Raw genomic sequence first — 19639 nt, forward strand, 5'->3', positions numbered from 1 at the left:
AGATAAAAAACCAGCCCTTCCGCATTAAATCATGCAGATACGGTTAACCGTATTTGTTATTAGGAAAAAGATACCTACCTTGGGATTGCGAAAAACCGAAGTAATGTGCTTGCCTAATTAGCAATAAAGGGCTGGTACCAAGTTAAAATAATCCAAAAGGACTTTGTGTGCTCTCATCACACCAGCCTCTGCTCTTTTGGCCTATATTTTTACTTGGAAATTCTAGTGCACATTAAGATGGAGAACAAATAACGTTCTTTAATAAGAGTTTAAGGGAATAACTGAGTACCACTTCCTGGAAGTGCAACAATTTAATGGCGCTTAATTTTTTCGTTTTCATAAACGGTTAATTTTTATGTAAAACGATGCGTACCGGAAAAGCAATGATAAACCCGATTGATAAGAAACCAATAAGGCGAACTTCAACGCTTTTGGTAGAGGTACCGTCAAGAACCACTTAAGCCAAGGCTTAAGTCTCGCAAAAGACTAACATGAAGTCCGCCCTATTGAATATAAGATATCACGAAGATAGCAAAACTCAATAGATATGGCGAACTCACGATCGTCTCATGCGAAAATTGACGGTTTTCTACCACGAGAGACATCGTTAAAGCCAGGTTCCCCCAACTCTATTTGTCGCTATAAATAACTAATAACAAATATAATAAAGTTGCTTAATAAAAGCAACTTTTATTTACACTATTTATGATCAACCGAATTGGGGAAGTTTTAAAAGAAAAGAAAGCCGGTAACAAAGACTTGGTTAAATTTTTAGAAGTTAAAAAGTCAACTGTATCCAGATGGGTTCATAATAAACAACAGCCTACATTAACAACCTTAAGCAGGATAGCCGAATTTCTTAGAGTTGACATAAGGGAGTTGCTATATCCTAGCGACTGGAGTAATAGTCAAATTGAAGGTTTCAAAGTAAAAAAATAATGCAAGATGTATATACACCACTTTAAAAAAGCTTGGGTTCGTGTAGTAGTGGCTTTCTTGTTGGGAGGCGTGCTTAGAGAAGCTATATTTATTTCAACTGGCGACCCAAACAAACCGAGAGGGGAAAATTATGATGTTATCACATTAGTTTACGTAGCAGGTGTATATATATTATTAACCCTATATGTGAAAAGCAGAGTAAAAAAAGAAATTAACTAGCTAAGAAACAAAAGAGTTAGGAAAAAGACCAAAGCCTCTGTATTATTTGGTTGGTGAAAAGATACACACTGTCTGATGATAAATAATCCTGCAACTTACTTAGATATGGATAATTATAGAAACCTAATTATTAAAGTATTAACCGAGTCACAGCCTCTTACCGCAAAGGAAATTGCTCTAGAATTGGGTAAAAAAAATCATTTTCAAAAGACCGGTAACCCTATTTCTGAAAGTCAAATTAGACGGGTAATTAGAAGTGCGCAGGCTTCCTTTATTCAAAATACTTCTCATAGGCCTTTTAAATATTCGTTGCAGAATAACCATTCGCCAGCGCTGTCATCAGCATCTAGGATTTCTAATGAACTTGGCTTCCTTAATTGGTTAAAGATTAACCAAAAGCAGATATCAAGACCCGATAAATATGTTGGGGCAATGAAAACGATTTCAAATAACTTAATCACCGATGGAATTATTCCACAAGATGTATGGGCAATTAATAGTATCGATGAGTTGAATAATTTGCATAAGCTATATTTTAACATTCCCACGTATAAAACTAAAAATAACACCGGAAACAATATGTATAGCAGAGCTTTTGATCTTTACCTGGAATACAGCACAGGTAGCTCATCAGCTGGTGATGTAAAAGCAATATTGGACATCGCGTTATCAAATAATTTAAATAATACAGAGAAAGAGATACTTATTTCAGCCAGGATAGGTCAGGGAAAATTCAGAAATGACTTAATAAAAGTTTGGGGCAGTTGCGCAATTTCTGGATTCAATGATACATCTCTACTTGTTGCATCGCACATAAAACCCTGGGCAAAATCCAACAACGTTGAAAAGTTAGATGCATACAACGGCCTTTTATTATTGCCAACCTATGATAAATTGTTCGACAAGGGGTTAATCTCATTTGACGAAAATGGAGTTATTATAATTTCACCCTATGTTTCGGATTACGAGTCGCTGCATTTGCGCGTAGGGATTAAGATTCAGCTGAAGAAAGCAAGTGAATTTTATATGAACTACCACAGGAACAATGTATTCAAAAAATAGTAATTAAATTTTGTCGTTTTTTTGTTTAACATAGCCGTCATCATGTCATGTCGAGGTATTGCCCAAATGTTCTCACTAATTAATTCGTCTACTTTAGATAAACTTTTCTCCATCTCTTTGGAAGTACGTGCATGCGGATAATTACGGTCCTTTTTGAATGCTTGAAATGCTAGCAAATTAACCTCTGCAGCTTCGCGATCGAAATTTGCAACCAGAACGTTTATCATTCTCTCTAAGTATGATACAAGGTAATAAAGTTCTTCGAAAGTATAGGGACAATTATAAGCATGCATATCGTCTAAACTAAATGATTTAGCGCTATTTCTTAGATTATGTGCAATGACTTCATTCCTGAATTTTTTCAGTTCTTTCCATTTGCTTATCTCTTTACGTGCCGGCGCGACAACTTTCTTGATCAGTAATATTTTATATCGATCTTCGACACCAGTTTTTACAGCTAGAAACGAATCCCATTCCTCCAAAAAACTACAGGATTTCAAAATAATTTGAAACCATAATGACTCTATTATTGCTTCATCTACATTATACTCCTTTCTGGAAGGAACTTGGGGATGATTTAAAACTTCTTCAGATAAATAAGTTTCATAAAAACCTAAAGCATCATAATTCTGCTTAATCGTAACAAATAAACTTAGGAGGATGCGTATAGACTCAACTGTTTTCATTTTTTAACAAAGTCGATCCCAATCCTTAGAGGATGAGAAAATGCATGATTAGCAATTCTTTGAGCATATTGTTGTCTTAATGTAAAACAGTATGTCATGTCAATATTAACAGACTTCCCTTTCACAAAATCGTTAGCGTTAAGCTTACCTCCAATAATAATGCTCTTGGCGACATAAAGTTGGTTCGGTTTTACATATATTGGTTTATGTTTATCAGTTTTACTACTTTTTGGTGGTGCCCCCGCCCAAGAAATGCAAGTGTTTTCATCCAGATATGATATAAATGCTTCATCCCCTAAAGATATAGCCTCTTCCAAATTCTTAAACGATATTCCTTTGACAAAAAAATATTTATTTTTAATATTATCCTCAGGGTAAAGACAATCGCACAAAGGAGTAATGCACATATAATATTCTTCAGTGCCAACTTTGAAAATATCCCCAAAATTCACTTTTCGCTCCTCTCTCAGTGAAGATCCATTGTAGAAGGTATTAATTTTTGCTATATCATTAATCGTCGCACTCAAGCGCTTAGGCGTTACCTTATCAAGAAATGACGTTTCAAGAATAGTCAGTCGCTCATCTCGTAGGTTTAGTTTAGCTTGTGCAATCAATAAATCTTTAATAAATAATTCAAATGGTAAATCTGATGACTTTCCTATCATTTGTCTTCTGTGATAAAGAAATGTTTTAAGTGATATATTCAGTAGATTCGAATCAACGAAAGAACCTTTTCGAGCAAAAATATTCTGCATTTCAATTCCCAACAATTGAGTAAAACTATTATTGGATTTTGAAATTTGAGTGGACAAACGGTTTAAAAGTCTATTAGGATCTCTTCTGTGATCTTTTTTAATTAAAGTGACAATTGTGTTATTAATGACGACTATCTTATTGGGCCTATCAATAAATTCTGGTTCATGATTTCTATTTGTAGAAGTAATGAAGCTTGTATTATTTGCAATTTTTATCGCTATTAAAGCACGTGTCAGTTCCTTTATGCCAGTCGACTTTATTGCAGTACCAATGAACCCCTCAATTTCTTTTAGTTGTGGTATTAACCTTGCATTATTTTGTGGATTGTATATGTCAACAGCGTCTAAAACCTTACTGATTTCAGATAAATAGGGATCAGTATCTACTCTTATTTGTTCAAAATCGGTAGTGTTTTTTCCGAAAAAAAAAGACACAATATTATCAAAAACATCACTTTCTTTAGTCGTGGCAGTATAGATAGCGCAGAAATGAAGGTGGGCTGAAGCTACAACATCTGCTAACAATCTCAAAGAATAACTTTTTCCTGTGGCGTAATCCTCATCTAGTTCCCAATCAAGCAGCACTAAATCGCGATTATCAAACAGATATTTCATCAATTCAGGTTTTGATAAATCATCTTTAAAAAACTTGTGAACTGTAAGAGAAGCTCCTGATTTTTTGAATTTTCTAAATAATTTTAGAGAAAGATCTTCTTCTAAAGTAGGTTTATTTGGAATAGGTACATAAGCTTCGAGAGCTTTTTCATCAATAAAAACCACTGATTTAATGGAGTCTTTGATAATTTTCTTTGCTGTCTGATTATATAGAAGAGAGGCCATTTAGTTTAGATTATTTGTTTAATTACAAAGCAGGCTCCTTCAAGCCTATTGTATCGAGATTCATTAGTTGCATAGATTTCAAAATAGCTATCTGCGAGACTTTGCTTAGAAAGATAGAGACCAATTCCTCGACCGCCGGGCCGGTTAGAATAAAAGAGCTCAAAAATTTTAGTAAGTCTATGGTTTTCTATTTTCAGACCAGAGTTCATAATTAGAATTTCGCCAGTAGCTTTTAGATAATCAAAATATATTTCTTTATTCTCTACGCTTCTTAGCCAATAAATTGCATTATTAACTAAATTGATAAATACGGTGTGAACGACTGGTTCTTTAATTTCGAGGATGTGAGAAAGAAAATTCTTTGATGCAGAAAACCTAATTCCCTCTTCTTTGATTTTTCTTTCGAAGAAATCTTCAAGATATTGGAAGATGGACTTACAAGTAATTGTTTTTGCACTACTACCAGAAATTCGATACAAAGGAGACAATAGACCATATTTATCTTCCAAGCTTTTGAACGATTTTTTAAGGTTATTAAAGAGCGGTGAGATACTTTGAGGTAAACCTCCCTCTAATTTTTCAATCACAGAATTAATTTGAGAGTACAGAACATTAAACTCATGATCAATAATTTCCACTGCAATTCCGAGTTGAGCGGCATCCCTAGTCTGCTCCCATTGATATTTAATATTTTCATATTCAGCTCGATATGCTCCTTGTACCAATTCTTCATCAATTTCAAAAGATAACTTTTGGACGTGTTCAACCAAAGGACTAATTTCAGAACTTATAAGTTCTGAAAGTTGTCCAAATTTATTTTGAATGCTAGATGAACTTGTTATAATATCATCTTTTGTGTCAATCGATGCCTCTAGATCATCCTTGGTAAACTTCAAATCTTCCAATATTGAATTTGATCGATAGTCGAATTCGGTCAATATTTCTCTAAATTTATCGTCAAGGTTTTTTTTATTTTTATACAGGACACTTTCTAATTCGGCTTGATACCTTGTATACTGCCTAGTAAACTCTAATTTTAGTTCTTTAATTTGAAGTTCAGTGTGAACCCTATCAATTAGCTGTTTGCTTTCTTTTTGTATAGTATTATTAAATTCTTCAACTTCATTTTCATATTGATACAATCTATCAAGTTGAAGTTCTGTAGGTTGGTAGGCTTTTGATGGTTTAGGTATAAAATTTTTAAATTCTATGTCAAGGGTTTGAATTTGTTCCAGGATTTCTTCGAGCTCCTGATAGATTATTTTCGATTTATTTAATTTGATATTTAACTCGTTCAGCAAACGTTTGTAGTTTTCCTGATATTTCTTAAAGTTTACGGGATATTCTTTTAAGCTTCTTGTGAACGCTTTTTTCGCTTCTGTCTCTCTAATCTTATCTTTTTTCAATGCGTTAGACTGATCTTTTAAATCTTTTTTCTTGTCTAAAAAGATCCCTTGTTTCGCTTCGGAACCAAAAAATTCTTTAGAAAGATCTATAAAAAATGCTTCTAAGTCCCCTTTGAATGCTCTATATGGCGCATTATTGATCAACCCTTCTCGACTTGACTTATCTTTCAAATTTTCATTTCGGTTCCTAGCCAACTCAATGTATCCAAACATGCGCCTATGACTGAAGAAATATGTACCAGCACGCATTGAACGGCGTTTTTCAAATTCTAAAAAATCATATTCCGTTCGCCCATATGGTAAGACTCTAAAACCATCTCTATAAAGGTAAAGAGCACCATATCGTTCAATTTTTTGATTAATATTATCATAAAGTTTGCGTTCTAATTTCGTTTCACTAAAATTACCTGGAGAGTAGCCGAGTTTAATTGGGAAAGCACCATAATCGCTTCTTTTATCCTTTTTTCGAGAATTATTAAATTGGTATTGGATTTTCTCCCCATATATCTTTAGATCCCCTTTAAAAGACCCCAAACCATCAAATTCACCTTCAATTACAATATCAGCTAAGTCATAGTCTGCTGGGCTAAAAAAATTCCCCGCTTGATTGAGAAAATCTGAATCATTTCCAATTTCTCTGTGAATTGGAAATGATGAATTAATAGGTAGTCTATCTTTTTTATCTTTAAACTGATTTATAAATCCTGCTAAACTACTTCTAACAAATTCATTATCATTATTGTCTTCTGCACTTATGAGATTCAGTATTTGTTCTTCCGGCTTAAATATTATAAATTTTGTACCATGGTCATCGAGAACGTCAATTAAGCTATTAACAATTTCATTTTCAAAGAAATTAGGAAGTTCAACTGCGGTTGTAGTGGTAATTATTAGGTCTCGAAGAGGAATTTGAGACTCCTCCCATACTTGATTCCCAGCAACGTCTTTAACTCTTTTGAAATTTGAGAGAAATTCCTTTTTAAGAATTTCAAAACTATTCCGTATATCATCGATACTACTAATTTCTACAACTGGAATTTGGATGTCATCCAGAAAGAGATTATAGTTCTCTAAAAGACGCCAGTCAAAGTACATAATTTGAAGTTTGTGTCCAAGCTTCTTGGTAAGCATCAACATGGGAGAACCAAGAAAAGCAACAGACAACCTTCCAATTCCTTTTTCGCCCGCTTTTATCCGCGGTTTTTTCCAAAGGGTATCTATACCTTCCACATCTATATCTTTTGTACGACTTTTAGAATCCGTACCGAGCACCAGCCACTTATCAAAGATGTCTTTATTTGACATCCCCTTACCATCATCCGTGATCAGAAAAATAGGGCTATTTAAATTTTGATATCCAGGCAAATAAAGCTCTGCAGTTAAATTATCTGCATATGCATCAAATCCATTTTTCCACAGCTCAGTAATCGCTGTGGGAAGATCAGCAATTTGACCTTTTCCTAATAAATCTACGGCCCTTGCTTTAGTCCTGAATTGTGCCATTCTGATGATTTTGTATAATTGCCTTGCCTACCGCTTCGGCATATTTAGGAGGTACTGCATTGCCAATCATCCTGGCAATACCTGCAATACTAGTTCCTTTAAATTTATAATGCAAGGGGAAAGATTGTAAAACTGCACCCTCTCTTAGAGAGATCGCTCTATCTTCCTCCGGGTGTGCGAATCTCCCATTCGAAAAGCTAAAAAATTTCGTTGTAATAGTAGGTGCTGGCTTGTCCCACCACATACGCCCATAAATATCTTTGAATCCGTCTATTTTGCCGTAATGACAGGGAGGAGCCAATCTTTCATCATAAACGTAAGCTAACCTAGTACCGCCATTTTGAGGCGTCAAACTGAGCCTTTCTAAGTTAAGGGCATTTAAACCTGCAGCGCTATGTATAAAGTCGGTCTCATCTTTATGTCCTTGTTTTATTTTTGGAAATCCGTTTTGCTCACCTAAAACATCTCTAACGGTAACTTTCTTGCTTTGTGATATTACGGGCTCTAATTCTATTCCTGTTATTCTATTTGCGATTAAAGTAAATCTTTTTCGATGTTGTGGTACGCCATAACTGCTAACCTCATGAACTTTAAAATGAACTTTGTAATCTTTGTCTTCAAGCCATGTAACAAACTCATTTAATCCGCTTTCTTCCTTTTTCTTTAAAACTCCAGGAACGTTTTCTACTACTACATAGCCAGGATTGAAGTAAGTAACAAAACGATGGAACTCTTTTAATAAGTTTTTAGACTGTGCTGATTTTTCCTTCGTTGTATTTATAATCGACCAAAATTGGCATGGACTACAGCCAATTAATAATAAATTGTCATCGTTTTTCTTTAAAGAAAGCTTTTTTTGAAGGTCTTCGGCTTCTAAATCAAATACATTAGCATGAATAAATTCAGCATCTTTGATATTTGCTTTATACGTTGCCTCGCAATTTTGATCAAAATCTATGCCTGCTAAAATTTCTATTCCTGCTTGCTGCATACCGTAGCTCATGCCACCGCCAGAGCAGAAAAAATCAACGGCTTTAATAGTATTATTTGCCGCAACAGTATTTGCGGATGTATTTTTCTCTGAGCCCATTTAATTATAGATATGGCAAGTTATTACAAAATTACAAAATTACAAAATTTTCACTGTGTTTACAGTATTACACTGATTACCCTTCTTAACGTTTTTTCTTCTATTTTTATATTATGAAGAAGCTAATCTACTATCCTAATTTTGAGCCCCCTACAACCAATTGGCTAAAATTCGCTATCCTGTATTTAGATCGCTTGGAAAGTATTGTTCCATACAACCATATGCATTTAATAAGTGATGATTACCTTAGATTACAAAATGAAACAAACCTTGTGGAGTTATTTTCTCCAACTGACAGTCAAGGTTATCGTGCAACACTGAACGCCATTACAGAAACTGAAAAGTTTTTACAAAAACCGTATCAATTCAGTGGATTATTTAACAAACCAAATGTATTAAGGGATTGGAGAAATCCTAACACATGGAATTACGAAATATATGAAGGAAAATTTTCCTACTCATGGATAGCATATTGCGAAGAGCAAAAAATCGGTATGCGTACGCAGGATGGGATTTTGTTAACCGAAAACCTCGCGTTCCTTTACATGACACATCTTGCAAAAGAAATTGCTCATGATGGGGGAGCTGATATTATTACAGACAATTTAAGTTACGATCATTATACAAGTTTTTCTAGAGGTAAAACACCTCTTGCGCAAAGACAACAGTTTATCAAAGGAATTATAGAACTTAAAGTACCTCAAAATCTAAACCAATTTAGGTGAAAAATAGATAAGTTAAAACTTCGTTTCAAATCAATGAAATTGAAATAGTCCCCTAAGTACATTTTTTTCAATTGCAATGCCACCGGTATTTCTTTCTTTCGAAATTACGCTACCCTTTTGCATATCGACGCTATCCGATTTTGTTTAAATTAAACTACCATGCAATCAATCACTGTTTTCTTTTCAGTTGCACCACCTCAGTAAACACCTCAGGGTACAGTATTTATTTCAAATAACAAATATTGAAGATTTTGTTATTTTTGAAGAAAAACAGAATGGCCAACAAATATCTAAATTACATTTCTGATGAACACTTTTTGAAATGTATCGCAAATCTCCACAGCTCTTACCTCCGCGCCAAAAACAACGTAAATAAAAAGGACTTTTATAAAAATAAGGTAGATACCATTAAACTAACCTTTGATACCAAGTTCAATGAAATCGATGAGGAGGCTTTGATCGAATCGGAGATCCTCCGCCAAATCGATAAATCAATCAATAATTCCATAGGGACTTTCCACGAGCAGATACTAGGGGGAATTGAGGGGTTTGAGATTGGGAAGCTTAGCGGCTTCGACATCAAAGCCACAAACGACACTCTTTTCGCCGATATCAAAAACAAGCACAATACAATGAACAGCAGTGCCGCGGAAGCCCTTTTCCAGAAGCTGGCCAAATATGCGGACAATTTCAAGAAATCTACCTGCTACTGGGTTCAAATCCTGGCGACTGACAGTTTTGATTCCAAATGGGCAGGCATCATAAATGGGAAAGAGTATAGCCATAGCAGGGTAAACAAGATTTCCGGCGACCGGTTCTACGCCCTTTTAACTGGTGAGGATGATGCATTGGCAAAGCTATACCTTGCCTTGCCAAAGGCTACAGATGCCTATCTGGCCAAGATCCCCAAAGCAGAGGAGCAGGCAAAGAATTCTGCACTTTCAGAGATCAACAAGGAGATTGAAAAAAGCCACCGCAGCATCCTGGATCAAATCACTTTTGATAATTTCGGATATTACAATGGCTTTGATAAGCTTTGATGCAGTATTTTAACCGCCTGCCTTTGTGGCTATCAGGCACTTTTAAGTTTCTCGGCCTGGGCATAATAGGAGTTCAGGAATTCAACAATTGAGCCCCCTATCGCTGCTGCCAAGTTGACTGGCACTGCATTGCCTATCTGTTTGTACTGTGCAGAGACTGGCCCCTGAAATTCCCATTCGTCTGGAAAAGTCTGTATCCTGGCGTATTCCCTTACAGTAAAAGGCCGGGTGTGGTCAGGATGGCACCTTTCGGTCTGTTTCTGTGCAGGACTGCAAGTTAGGGTAAGCGATGGCTCGTCCCAGCTGATCCTCCTGGCCATGCCAGTCTTTCCACCGCCAAGATAAAAGCTTTTTTGCATATACTGCTTCTGGATGTTCAAGGGAAGATCCCGCCAGTACCCGCCTGGGGGTACAAGGTCCAAAACATCTTTTTTTGATGCAGGGTATTTCGTCCCGGCAGAATGCGGTACGTCCGTCTCAAACAGTGTCCCTGCCTTTAGGGCATCACGGAGGGTGAATACTTTTTTACTGGCCAGGGGGTAATTGAAATCGATGTCAATATCTTTCCTCACCCCAACCAATATCAGCCGTTCCCGCTTTTGTGGGACATTGTAAAAGATTGCACGCAATACTTTTGGGTCAATAACCCTATAACCGATCTCATCCAAAATGGCAATCATTGTCTTAAGCGTACGTCCCGAATCGTGGTTCAACAGACCTTTCACATTCTCCCCGATACAGATCTTTGGGTTGGTTTCCTGTACCGTCCTTGCGAACTCATAGAAAAGGGTTCCCCTGGCGTCATCAAACCCGAACCGTTTTCCAGCATAGCTAAAGGCTTGGCAGGGAAAGCCGCCTGTCACCACATCAACCCTATCCTTGTATTCCTTAAAGGAAATATCCCGTATATCGCCGGGAATGACATTCCATTCCGGCCTGTTTGCCTGTAAAGTCTTAACTGCGTATTTATCAATTTCATTCAAGGCAAGGCATTTTAGCCCCGCCTTCTCCATGCCTATGGCCAGCCCGCCGGCGCCGGCAAAGAGCTCAAGTACACTATATTGGTTGTCAGCTTTAGGTAATGATATCCTCTGGTCTAGGGTTTTGTTTTTGGGCATATTCTGGAATTCTTCGAACTGTTGGAGTTGGTCTAGGGTATAGTATCGGTAATTGCTCATGGGGTCACGGTGGGCGCTTAGCTTTTCTGCCCGGTCCCACCTTCTTAAGGTTTCTTTGCTTCTGGAGAGTATCGAAGCAACCTCCTCTAGGGAGTACTTGTCCTTTATAACCATATTACACAACCTTATACATGGTTACAAAAATAGAAACATATCTGAAATTGCGAATATACTAAAAAAATTAGTTTTCCACATTATTCCTTTATAGTGTGTTGGCGCAGGGACAATCAATAATCTGCTGGAAATAGCCAGCCATTTTTTTACTTTTTCAGTTAGGCAATCCGGGTGAAAGCCCCGCCTTTAAGATCCAACACAAAACTTCCCTTAGCATTTCCCTTTTGATCCCCCACCCGTTGGGTATAGGCATGTAGCGGCGCCGAAGCTACAGCTTTAAGCATATCATCATATTTTAGGTGCCAAACGCCAACCATAGGCTGTACCAATATTTCCCTTGGCCCTACGAACCTGATTGCTTGCCAATCGACCCAAAAATAGATATCTATGCCGGGATAATTTTCCCGGTAGCGCAAAAAGTCCTTTTCATTAAAGGTAACTGCGTACTGGGGATTGATCCCATACTTGGCACCAGAAAGGAAAAATGGGGTATTCTGTGTTTTAAGATCAGCATACAAGCCACTTTCCTTGTAAGAAAGATCCGGCGCGTAAATATTATATTGCTTCTCAGGGTTGATTATAAGTTCAAGGTGTGGGTAGCGCCTGACGAATACTTCCTCAAAGCTCGCCCCCTTTTCACACCAATCCCCTTTGTCTTGCAAGTCGTGCTGTACAATTTCATTTCCCCGTATATCAAAGGTCTTATAGGCCATGATCTTTTTCAGCTAAAGTAAGTAATAGCTGAATGAACCGCAAGGGAAAAACGGGCTCAAATGTCTTTAATCCATAAAGCTAGGTTGACGAACAGCCAGATAGGATTGCCTGGTAAAAACCAGTACGGCTAGCCTGCATGAAACAGCGCATCAGCTTGCAATGAAAAAGAGTAATAGTTTAAATGCCAGAAGCATGTGTGTAAACGTTCTAGGCCCCATCTTCAAGGTAAAAAAGAATTTAAGAGACATAACTGCATTCAAAATAAAGCTGAATGTAGCCCCTTGATTCGCCTAGCAAATAAGCAGTATCAAACCCTGAAGGAATTGCCCACAAAGGAGAGACAAGCCGATACCGCTTGCAACCGCTCAGAATTATTTTTCTTCTGAAGACTCTTCTAAATATATTTTCATATCCGACAAGGATAGGGCTTTTAATATTGTTGCGGTTAAGCCTGTTGATCACCATTAGCGTAGTTTAATGCGCAGTGATGCCCAAACACCTATTACGGTGATATCGCCAGATGTTCTGGGGCCCATCTAGAGCAGATCAAAAATAATGTTCAACTGGTCAACAACATTACGATCAAAGCTACAGATTACGATTTAATCTTTTCAACAATGTGGTCTCACATTAGTCCTCCAAATGAGAGACAGATATTTGATGGAATGTCCGATTTTTACGTGATCCGGAATAATGGGCAAGTTTTCAGGCCAGCTGATTACAATAAACTACATCAGGAAAGTTTAGACTTTATTCAGGATGAAATATCAAATGAAAATGGACAGCAAAAGATTGTAGTTACTCATCATGTACCAACTTTAATGAACTATCCTTCCAGGTTTTTGGGAAGTATACTGAATGAAGCATTTGCTGTAGAATTAACTGAGATGATAGAAAAACATAATCCTCTTTATTGGATATATGGACATCATCACCAAAACACTTTGCCTTTTAAAATTGGTAAAACAATAATGTCAACCAATCAACTTGGTTATGTAAGATCAGGGGAGCATACTAATTTTAGTTCAGCTAAACTTCTCGAGATTCTGGACTAGATTTTAAAGATTTGCTTAGTTTTGCGGCAGAAAATATTTGTATTTGGGGTATGAGCTATTGTCTCCGAGAATAATCAAATTATCTGTTCTTCAAGAGTGTCTTTCCAGATTACAAATCCTTTCCGCTCATCTGAATAGTCATGTAGGATGCGGCTGAAGTTTGATGGCGCAGAAGTTAAGTAAGCTAGCCTACCTTGATTTCTTATTACTCTGACATACTCATTTATTCGTTCAAGTTCGATTTTTAAATCACCAACACTTTTATTGATACGCCAAATATATGTTGCTTCTTCACTGTCTAATGTTTCCATTATCATATGGAAGTGATCTTTCCCATCCAAGAGAAACAAGAATGCGAATGGACTTAAGACAAATCTAACTTTTAATATATGAGTGGCATGGAATTCAGCCAAATACCTCAATTGTCTTTGGTGCCTGTAATTTCCTTTATTCAAAACATCATTAAGTAACTCCTCGCCGGATTCATAAGGCAAATTATTGCCCTCAGAAATTGCTCCCCCATTTTGAGTGGCATCTATCTTATATCCTGAATTTCGCTTAAACAAAGTATTTTCTACATACCGGAATCTGGCCGCCTCAATAATTTCCCTGCTTAATTTATTTATATCTTCCGACCTAGCCGATTTAGCTATGATATTGCCACTTCTTAAGACTAAAGAAATTTCGGCTCTAACCGACTTTGATTTTAAAAATTTTTCAAAGTATGGTTTCAAAACCTCAAATTCCGGCCTTATCGTCAAATTTTCAATATCAAAATTGATTTCCATTCCATAATCTTTCACTGATATATCAAAAGAAACTGCTCCATATAGGAAATCAAGCTTTTCAATGGGAATATTTATTGATTTTTCTATAATTGATTCTTGCTGTGATTTCGGTAATTCTTTCTGCTCATCAAAATCATCAAATAGAGTTAGTGTTTTTTCTAATTTTCTGTAGTAGACATTTCTTTTAAGAAACATTCGATTTAGATATTCAATCTTTATATCTCTGTAGTCATAGATAATTGGTTTAATTTCAGATCTTTGAACTCTTCCAATATACTGCACTAATTTGCCTTCAAATGAGAATGGATATACAAGGAACAGACATTGTGCGTTGCTCAGATCTGAACCCTCTCCAAAAAATTGACCAGTGGTAATAAGGGCTTGATAATTTCCGGAATTTAAAGCTCCCCATTTCATTTTCCGGTTAGCTTCTGAGTCATCCCCACTAAGTGTGATGACCTCAAAGTTTCTTTTGAGCTGCTGGTGCAAAGTTTCAATATGTTCTTTGCGCTCTGTTAGAATAATTACTTTTTTACCTCGGCCAATTTGTAATGTAATATCCTCTATAATTAAATTATTTCTTAAACTGTCATGTATCAGTATGTTTGATAGTGTTTCAAAACGATCTGTTTTTGCATTATATGGTACATCAAGTGCTGTATTCCTTATAATTATTTCCGGTGATTGTTCGTTTTTTACACTACTGCTTTCTATTTCCGATATTATTTCCCCAAGATGTACAGAGATTAAGTTTCCATTATCATTTTTACGAAATGGCGTAGCCGTGAGGCCATAAAGATAATATGAATTAAGTTGACCAATCGTGCCACTGAAGGTTTCAGCCGCGATATGATGACATTCATCTACAATTATAGTCCCGAATGAGGATTTTATTTGAACTGCATTTTCGCCTTTAAGCTCTTTAACCAGGCTCTGAATCATTGCGATCGTTATGTGGGTGCCGATTTTTCTTTTGCCCTGGCCAATTGTGCCTATGTCCTGTTTTTGTATACCCAAGAATGTTTCGATTCTTTCCGCCCACTGATCTGCTAATTGTTTCCTGTGTACCAATATAAGCGCAGGTTGCTGTTTTGATGCAATTATTTTTAAGCCCATTACAGTTTTTCCTGTCGCAGGCGGAGCTACAATAATTCCAATATTTTTCTTTTCTGCTGCTGCAATAACTGGGAATTGATACTCTCGGAGTTTTGGGTAAAACGAAAAAAGTATTTCAGGTCTTAGAGTTCTTAGATCTTTAAGATCATAATCAATCTTCTGCTCTAAACAGAATCTGATAAGTTTTCCTATGAAGCCCTTAGGAGCTGAAAAACCACTGGCATTTTCTCGGATAAACCTAAAATATCTGGGTAAACCAAATGTGCTCTTACCGCTATTTTTTCTAATGATAAATTCTGTATTCGGAAAATTTAATGATTCCCTTAGAAACTCTGTCAAGGCTGGTGTCAGGCCTTCTCTACTGATTTTAACATCATTAGAAAGGCTGATTGTCAATTTTGTAGGGGACGCATTTTCATTAGCCGCTTCATTGAAAAGCGATGTGTATATATCATCTAAATATTGTATGTCGATACGCTCTATCTTTTTTAGAAAGCCCCATTGGTCATCATATTTTTGTAGTGTATCGGGATCTATGAAACAATTATTTCCTTGGCTACTAATTGTTTGATTTAGTGGTAGGGCGATGAGATTACCAATCCCTTTTCCAGAAAGGTAGTCCTGATTTGGAAACATTCTGTCGAAACTCGCATTTTTATCGAAAATTGAAACTACATTACTGCTTTCAAGAAGTTTTAACAGAATCTTCCGGGCTTTGTAAGCAGGGAAAGGCTTGTTAAAAAAAATCCATACATGCCCGCCATTGCCAGACCTGGATCTCTCAAGGTAACAAGGGATTTTATTTTTTTTGCATTCAATTATAAATAAGCGACAATCGTTTATCCAATTTTTTTCATCAAAATCTGCAGCTATAAACCACGATGTGTTGTTTTGTAAAAGAGGATAAATTCCAACAAATTGTTTTCCATTTAGATGATTAGCGATCTGGATATTGTCTAGCGCTTGATGTGTTTTTTCTGTATAGTTCTGAAAACTTCCACCTTTCATTTTGTGAATTTTATACAGATATGGGTCATACGAATAAGCTGGTGAGTATCCGCTTTTGTTTTCTTTTTCCCATCGCAATGCGAAAACATCTTCTCTTCCCTTAAATAGGGACTTATACAAATTAATTTGTTCTTGAGTCAAATTTTCCATTTACGTAGGATTCGATTATAATCTTTCTGTACTACTTTTCGAATATACAGCTATGATCCTAAGATTTGATAATAAATGCTATGCACTAATCTATTTTAAATCTTTTGAAAAAAATCGTGTAAACTTGCTAATCTAAATTTGCGTTTTGAACCAGGTTAGGTAATTCTCGATTTGAGATACCAGATAATAAGGGAGATTCAATAGTTTGTATTTCTTGCCGCCGGGGGTAATGGCATCAGTAATGTGCAGCGAGCCTGCATAAAATCGGATGGCCATATTATGTGGGGACAGATCCATAAACATATGCAAAGATTTTAATTTACCTTCAGCTCCTGATTTCACTTCTACCGGAATTAGTTGCCCTTCAAAAGGTACAACGTAGTCCACCTCCGCACTTGAAGTAGTCTTCTCCCGTACCCAAAAATGGAGTGCACTTAAAGATTTAAACTGTGTGGCTAATAACTCTTGACCAACCAAGTGCTCAATTAAGGTTCCTTGATAGACTTTATTTAAATCATCAGTTCCTAAAATCTCTGTCTGTATACCAGCAAAATAATTAAGCATTCCAGTATCCAGCACCTGAAGCCTTGGAGATTTCCGATAGTCTGGCAGCAAAGGCAGTTTTACATCACTTGACGGGTAAATGAGCTCAATTAACAGGGCCTTTTCCAGCGTTCTTAATGCTTCTCCCATATCCCTGGACCGGTAGGGCGAATTTCCGAAACCTTCAAACTTAATACGCTGACCGGCCTGTCCAAATGATGCCCTTATCGCATGACCTATATGTAAGGCCTGTGCATTTGTACCGGCATATTTCTCAACATCGTCCATATATGCCGTAATCAACGAATCGAAGATTGCTGACAACTCCAGTAGATCTTTGTTTTTACTATACTCTTTAATAACTTCCGGCATTCCCCCTATAAGTGCATAGGTATGAAATAGCTGCATGAGTTTATCATGTGTAAAGGTTGGTGCGGGTACCTGTTGTAAATAATTTATCGCTTCCCGCTCATCCATAGCACTCAAAAACTCTGGAAAAGAAACAGGTCTTAAAACCATATATTCCACTCTTCCGACCGGAAAGCTAATGTTTTTATCAAATAAAGTTTCGAGCATACTACCTGCGGCTATTACCGCAATCCCTGGTTGGTCTTCATAAAAATAACGTAGAATGTTTAAGGCCTCAGGCACTTCCTGTATTTCATCAATAAACAAAAGTGTATCGTTTCTTTGAGTAAGTGGCTGATTTTTAATAAAAAACAAAGACTGCACGAGTAGTTCGATCGTTGTGAACTCTTCAAAAGGCTTTCTGTCAACAGCAAGCTCGAGATTGAGATAGATGTACTGCTTAAATTTTTTTGAAAATTGCCCAACAACGGTCGTCTTACCTACCTGTCTAGCGCCTCGTATCACTAATGGTTTACGATTTGATTTGGTAATCCATTTTTCTAACTCTGTAAATATTATCCTATCGAACATTTGACAAACTTTAATTCCAAAACTACTTGTTGTTACAAAATTAGGGTTAATTAATGAATATTTCGTCACAGAATTAGGGTTAATTAATTGCCTTTCTGTCACAGAATTAGGGTAAATATAATTAATAATTGTAATAGAATTAGGGTAAATGTATTTATTATTGTCATTCTGCCAGTCGCCGAAATGGGTTTAAGGATGTACTGATCCTGCTCATCTTCAGCAGTTAGTCATAACTTATTCTTTTCCAGTAGTACGGAACATTTCTCATAAGTGTCGGAAAAGGAGATCCTTTTTTGGGGTTCAAATAAAATTCCGAAGGCAGATGGTAAAAAACATTTTAACCTGTTTTTTTGGAAAGTGGAATTGTTTATAAGAGCTTTCCCGAGATTCCCTAATTTAGGGGGAGAAATTATTAATATTAGCAAATATGTTACAAGCTACGCCGACAAAAAACGGAACAGGAATCTCTATCTACGGAGATTATGGAGATTTGAACAGTCTCTATGATACCGTGCATCATGTTGCTGATGCTCTGGATGAAGGTAATATTTATCAAAAAGGGGCGCATATGTTGCTTTTGAATTTTGCTTATGAGCTTAGACATGCCTTCCAGGGCACACGGCTTATCCAACAGGTCTCTTTTGACGATGAACAATCTCATCATTACTATGGTTTTCAGTTAGTGTGGACCGATTTACTGATTTTTATAAATACGCTTCGAGAAAATGCTGGCTTTATAATGACTGACCGAAAGAACCAGGCCAATCTTTACATGCTGGAATATGTTACTGAGCAGGCTTTGCTAAAATATGATGCGGTGGGCGCTGCTGATATTGTGCCGCTCTTCGGTCGTGGCCTGAGCACTGGAGGCGAAATGACTTTTATTATTTACCAAACACTGCATATAGATTTTGTATCCATGCCAGGTGGGAAAGCAAGGTTTCGCAAGATAGCTCAATTGCTGCACAGTTATTTTTCGAGTTGGTCGCCTGAGAACAAACGAATAATTCAAGATTTGAATCATTCCGCCCGGGTCCATGGATGTGAAATTCATGAACTGGAATTCAGGGATTTCCCAGAAATTAAATGGTAATTCAATAAATTGATAAGATATGAAGATGCCCGATATAGAAATGATCAAAGTGATTGCGGAGCAATTGGACATGGGTATGCTTTGTTTTTATGATAATGTTAACGTAGAGCTTATGTCTTATACCGACCCCTTGAAAAATATAGGATATTATGATGAACTTTTTATAGACGATATCGAAAAAATTGAGGAGAATTGGGCAGACTATATTCGACTCGAAGGAATGGATAGTACAACATCCTTTACCATGATGGATCAAAGAAAGTTGTTATATTTCCAAAATATAAAATGATTTGGGATCAATCAGGCCAGATTTAGCTTCTAAGGAAAAAATATTGTAGGGAAGTAAAATGAATTTATCTCCCTACAATCCTTGGCCCCTACTCGGACATGACATTAATTTATTCCTGCCAGATTACAATAACCTATAGTTCCAGAGGACAGGACTTTCACTTTCACCCACTCTCCTTTTTTTGCAAGCTGTTTCACTTTTTGATTACGCTTAAGCGTTTCAATAACAGGATATGATAATCCTGGCCCTGAGTGAAGACTGATTTCTTTGAGCTTTACTGATGATAGAGGCTCTGCAGGATAACTCTCCACATTGCTAATTTTCATGTTAGGGGATTGTATATTCTCCTGGCTAGATATAAATGTCCTCGGCTTGTAAGTGGATGCT

At 36.7% G+C, this 19639-nt stretch carries 16 protein-coding genes; 7 read left to right on the plus strand and 9 right to left on the minus strand.

Going from position 1 to position 19639, the window contains the following annotated elements; all coding sequences use genetic code 11:
• The first annotated feature begins 705 nt into the window (after window positions 1-705).
• The gene (locus HWV58_RS01455; protein WP_175632353.1) at window positions 706-939 is read left to right on the plus strand and encodes a helix-turn-helix domain-containing protein; all 234 of its coding nucleotides are present in this window, start codon (window positions 706-708) and stop codon (window positions 937-939) included.
• Window positions 940-1233: 294 nt separating this feature from the next.
• Window positions 1234-2220 carry an HNH endonuclease gene (locus HWV58_RS01460; RefSeq protein WP_175632354.1) on the plus strand — a complete coding sequence of 329 codons (987 nt, stop codon included), beginning with the start codon at window positions 1234-1236 and terminating at the stop codon, window positions 2218-2220.
• Here HWV58_RS01460 and HWV58_RS01465 read toward each other — a convergent pair.
• From HWV58_RS01465 to HWV58_RS01480, 4 genes are read right to left on the minus strand one after another with little or no spacing between them, the layout of a single operon-like run.
• On the minus strand, window positions 2190-2906 hold the full coding sequence (locus HWV58_RS01465; RefSeq protein WP_175632355.1) for a hypothetical protein: 717 nt from the start codon (window positions 2904-2906) through the stop codon (window positions 2190-2192). The two genes, HWV58_RS01460 and HWV58_RS01465, sit on opposite strands and share 31 nt — an antisense overlap.
• Window positions 2903-4501 (minus strand): response regulator receiver domain, encoded by a 1599-nt coding sequence (locus HWV58_RS01470; RefSeq protein WP_175632356.1) that lies wholly within the window; start codon window positions 4499-4501, stop codon window positions 2903-2905. Before HWV58_RS01470 ends, HWV58_RS01465 begins: the two co-directional genes overlap by 4 nt.
• 5 nt (window positions 4502-4506) lie before the next feature.
• On the minus strand, window positions 4507-7410 hold the full coding sequence (locus HWV58_RS01475; RefSeq protein ID WP_175632357.1) for an ATP-binding protein: 2904 nt from the start codon (window positions 7408-7410) through the stop codon (window positions 4507-4509).
• Window positions 7391-8500 carry a DNA cytosine methyltransferase gene (locus tag HWV58_RS01480; protein ID WP_175632358.1) on the minus strand — a complete coding sequence of 370 codons (1110 nt, stop codon included), beginning with the start codon at window positions 8498-8500 and terminating at the stop codon, window positions 7391-7393. Before HWV58_RS01480 ends, HWV58_RS01475 begins: the two co-directional genes overlap by 20 nt.
• A 113-nt stretch (window positions 8501-8613) precedes the next feature.
• Between HWV58_RS01480 and HWV58_RS01485 the strand changes: the two genes are divergently transcribed.
• Together HWV58_RS01485 and HWV58_RS01490 are read left to right on the plus strand one after the other, a co-directional pair.
• Entirely contained in the window at window positions 8614-9225 is a 612-nt protein-coding gene (locus HWV58_RS01485; RefSeq protein WP_175632359.1) for a hypothetical protein, read from the plus strand.
• 275 nt (window positions 9226-9500) lie between these two features.
• Window positions 9501-10265, plus strand: coding sequence for an Eco47II family restriction endonuclease (locus HWV58_RS01490; protein ID WP_175632360.1), 765 nt, complete (start codon window positions 9501-9503; stop codon window positions 10263-10265).
• 32 nt (window positions 10266-10297) lie between these two features.
• Here HWV58_RS01490 and dcm read toward each other — a convergent pair whose 3' ends face one another.
• Together dcm and HWV58_RS01500 are read right to left on the minus strand one after the other, a co-directional pair.
• Window positions 10298-11557: a DNA (cytosine-5-)-methyltransferase gene (gene dcm / locus HWV58_RS01495; RefSeq protein ID WP_175632361.1), complete on the minus strand. Its 1260-nt coding sequence runs from the start codon at window positions 11555-11557 to the stop codon at window positions 10298-10300.
• 158 nt (window positions 11558-11715) lie between these two features.
• The gene (locus tag HWV58_RS01500; RefSeq protein WP_175632362.1) at window positions 11716-12270 is read right to left on the minus strand and encodes a hypothetical protein; all 555 of its coding nucleotides are present in this window, start codon (window positions 12268-12270) and stop codon (window positions 11716-11718) included.
• A 618-nt stretch (window positions 12271-12888) separates the two neighbouring features.
• On the opposite strand from HWV58_RS01500, the gene HWV58_RS01505 reads away from it, so the two are divergent.
• On the plus strand, window positions 12889-13326 hold the full coding sequence (locus tag HWV58_RS01505) for a metallophosphoesterase family protein (protein ID WP_175632363.1): 438 nt from the start codon (window positions 12889-12891) through the stop codon (window positions 13324-13326).
• Between the two features lie 74 nt (window positions 13327-13400).
• On the opposite strand, the gene HWV58_RS01510 is transcribed toward HWV58_RS01505, so the two are convergent.
• Window positions 13401-16388 (minus strand): DEAD/DEAH box helicase, encoded by a 2988-nt coding sequence (locus HWV58_RS01510; protein WP_175632364.1) that lies wholly within the window; start codon window positions 16386-16388, stop codon window positions 13401-13403.
• 132 nt (window positions 16389-16520) lie between these two features.
• Window positions 16521-17939: an ATP-binding protein gene (locus tag HWV58_RS01515; protein ID WP_217706927.1), complete on the minus strand. Its 1419-nt coding sequence runs from the start codon at window positions 17937-17939 to the stop codon at window positions 16521-16523.
• 358 nt (window positions 17940-18297) lie between these two features.
• Here HWV58_RS01515 and HWV58_RS01520 point away from each other — a divergent pair, with 358 nt between their 5' ends.
• Both HWV58_RS01520 and HWV58_RS01525 read left to right on the plus strand, forming a co-directional pair.
• On the plus strand, window positions 18298-18963 hold the full coding sequence (locus tag HWV58_RS01520; protein ID WP_175632365.1) for a DUF6904 family protein: 666 nt from the start codon (window positions 18298-18300) through the stop codon (window positions 18961-18963).
• 19 nt (window positions 18964-18982) lie between these two features.
• Window positions 18983-19252: a hypothetical protein gene (locus HWV58_RS01525; protein ID WP_175632366.1), complete on the plus strand. Its 270-nt coding sequence runs from the start codon at window positions 18983-18985 to the stop codon at window positions 19250-19252.
• Window positions 19253-19356: 104 nt separating this feature from the next.
• On the opposite strand, the gene HWV58_RS01530 is transcribed toward HWV58_RS01525, so the two are convergent.
• Window positions 19357-19578 carry an SH3 domain-containing protein gene (locus HWV58_RS01530; protein ID WP_175632367.1) on the minus strand — a complete coding sequence of 74 codons (222 nt, stop codon included), beginning with the start codon at window positions 19576-19578 and terminating at the stop codon, window positions 19357-19359.
• Window positions 19579-19639: the final 61 nt, after the last annotated feature.

It is taken from the genome of Pedobacter ghigonis (genome assembly GCF_903166585.1).
In the GTDB taxonomy this organism is placed as follows: Bacteria; Bacteroidota; Bacteroidia; order Sphingobacteriales; family Sphingobacteriaceae; genus Pedobacter; species Pedobacter ghigonis.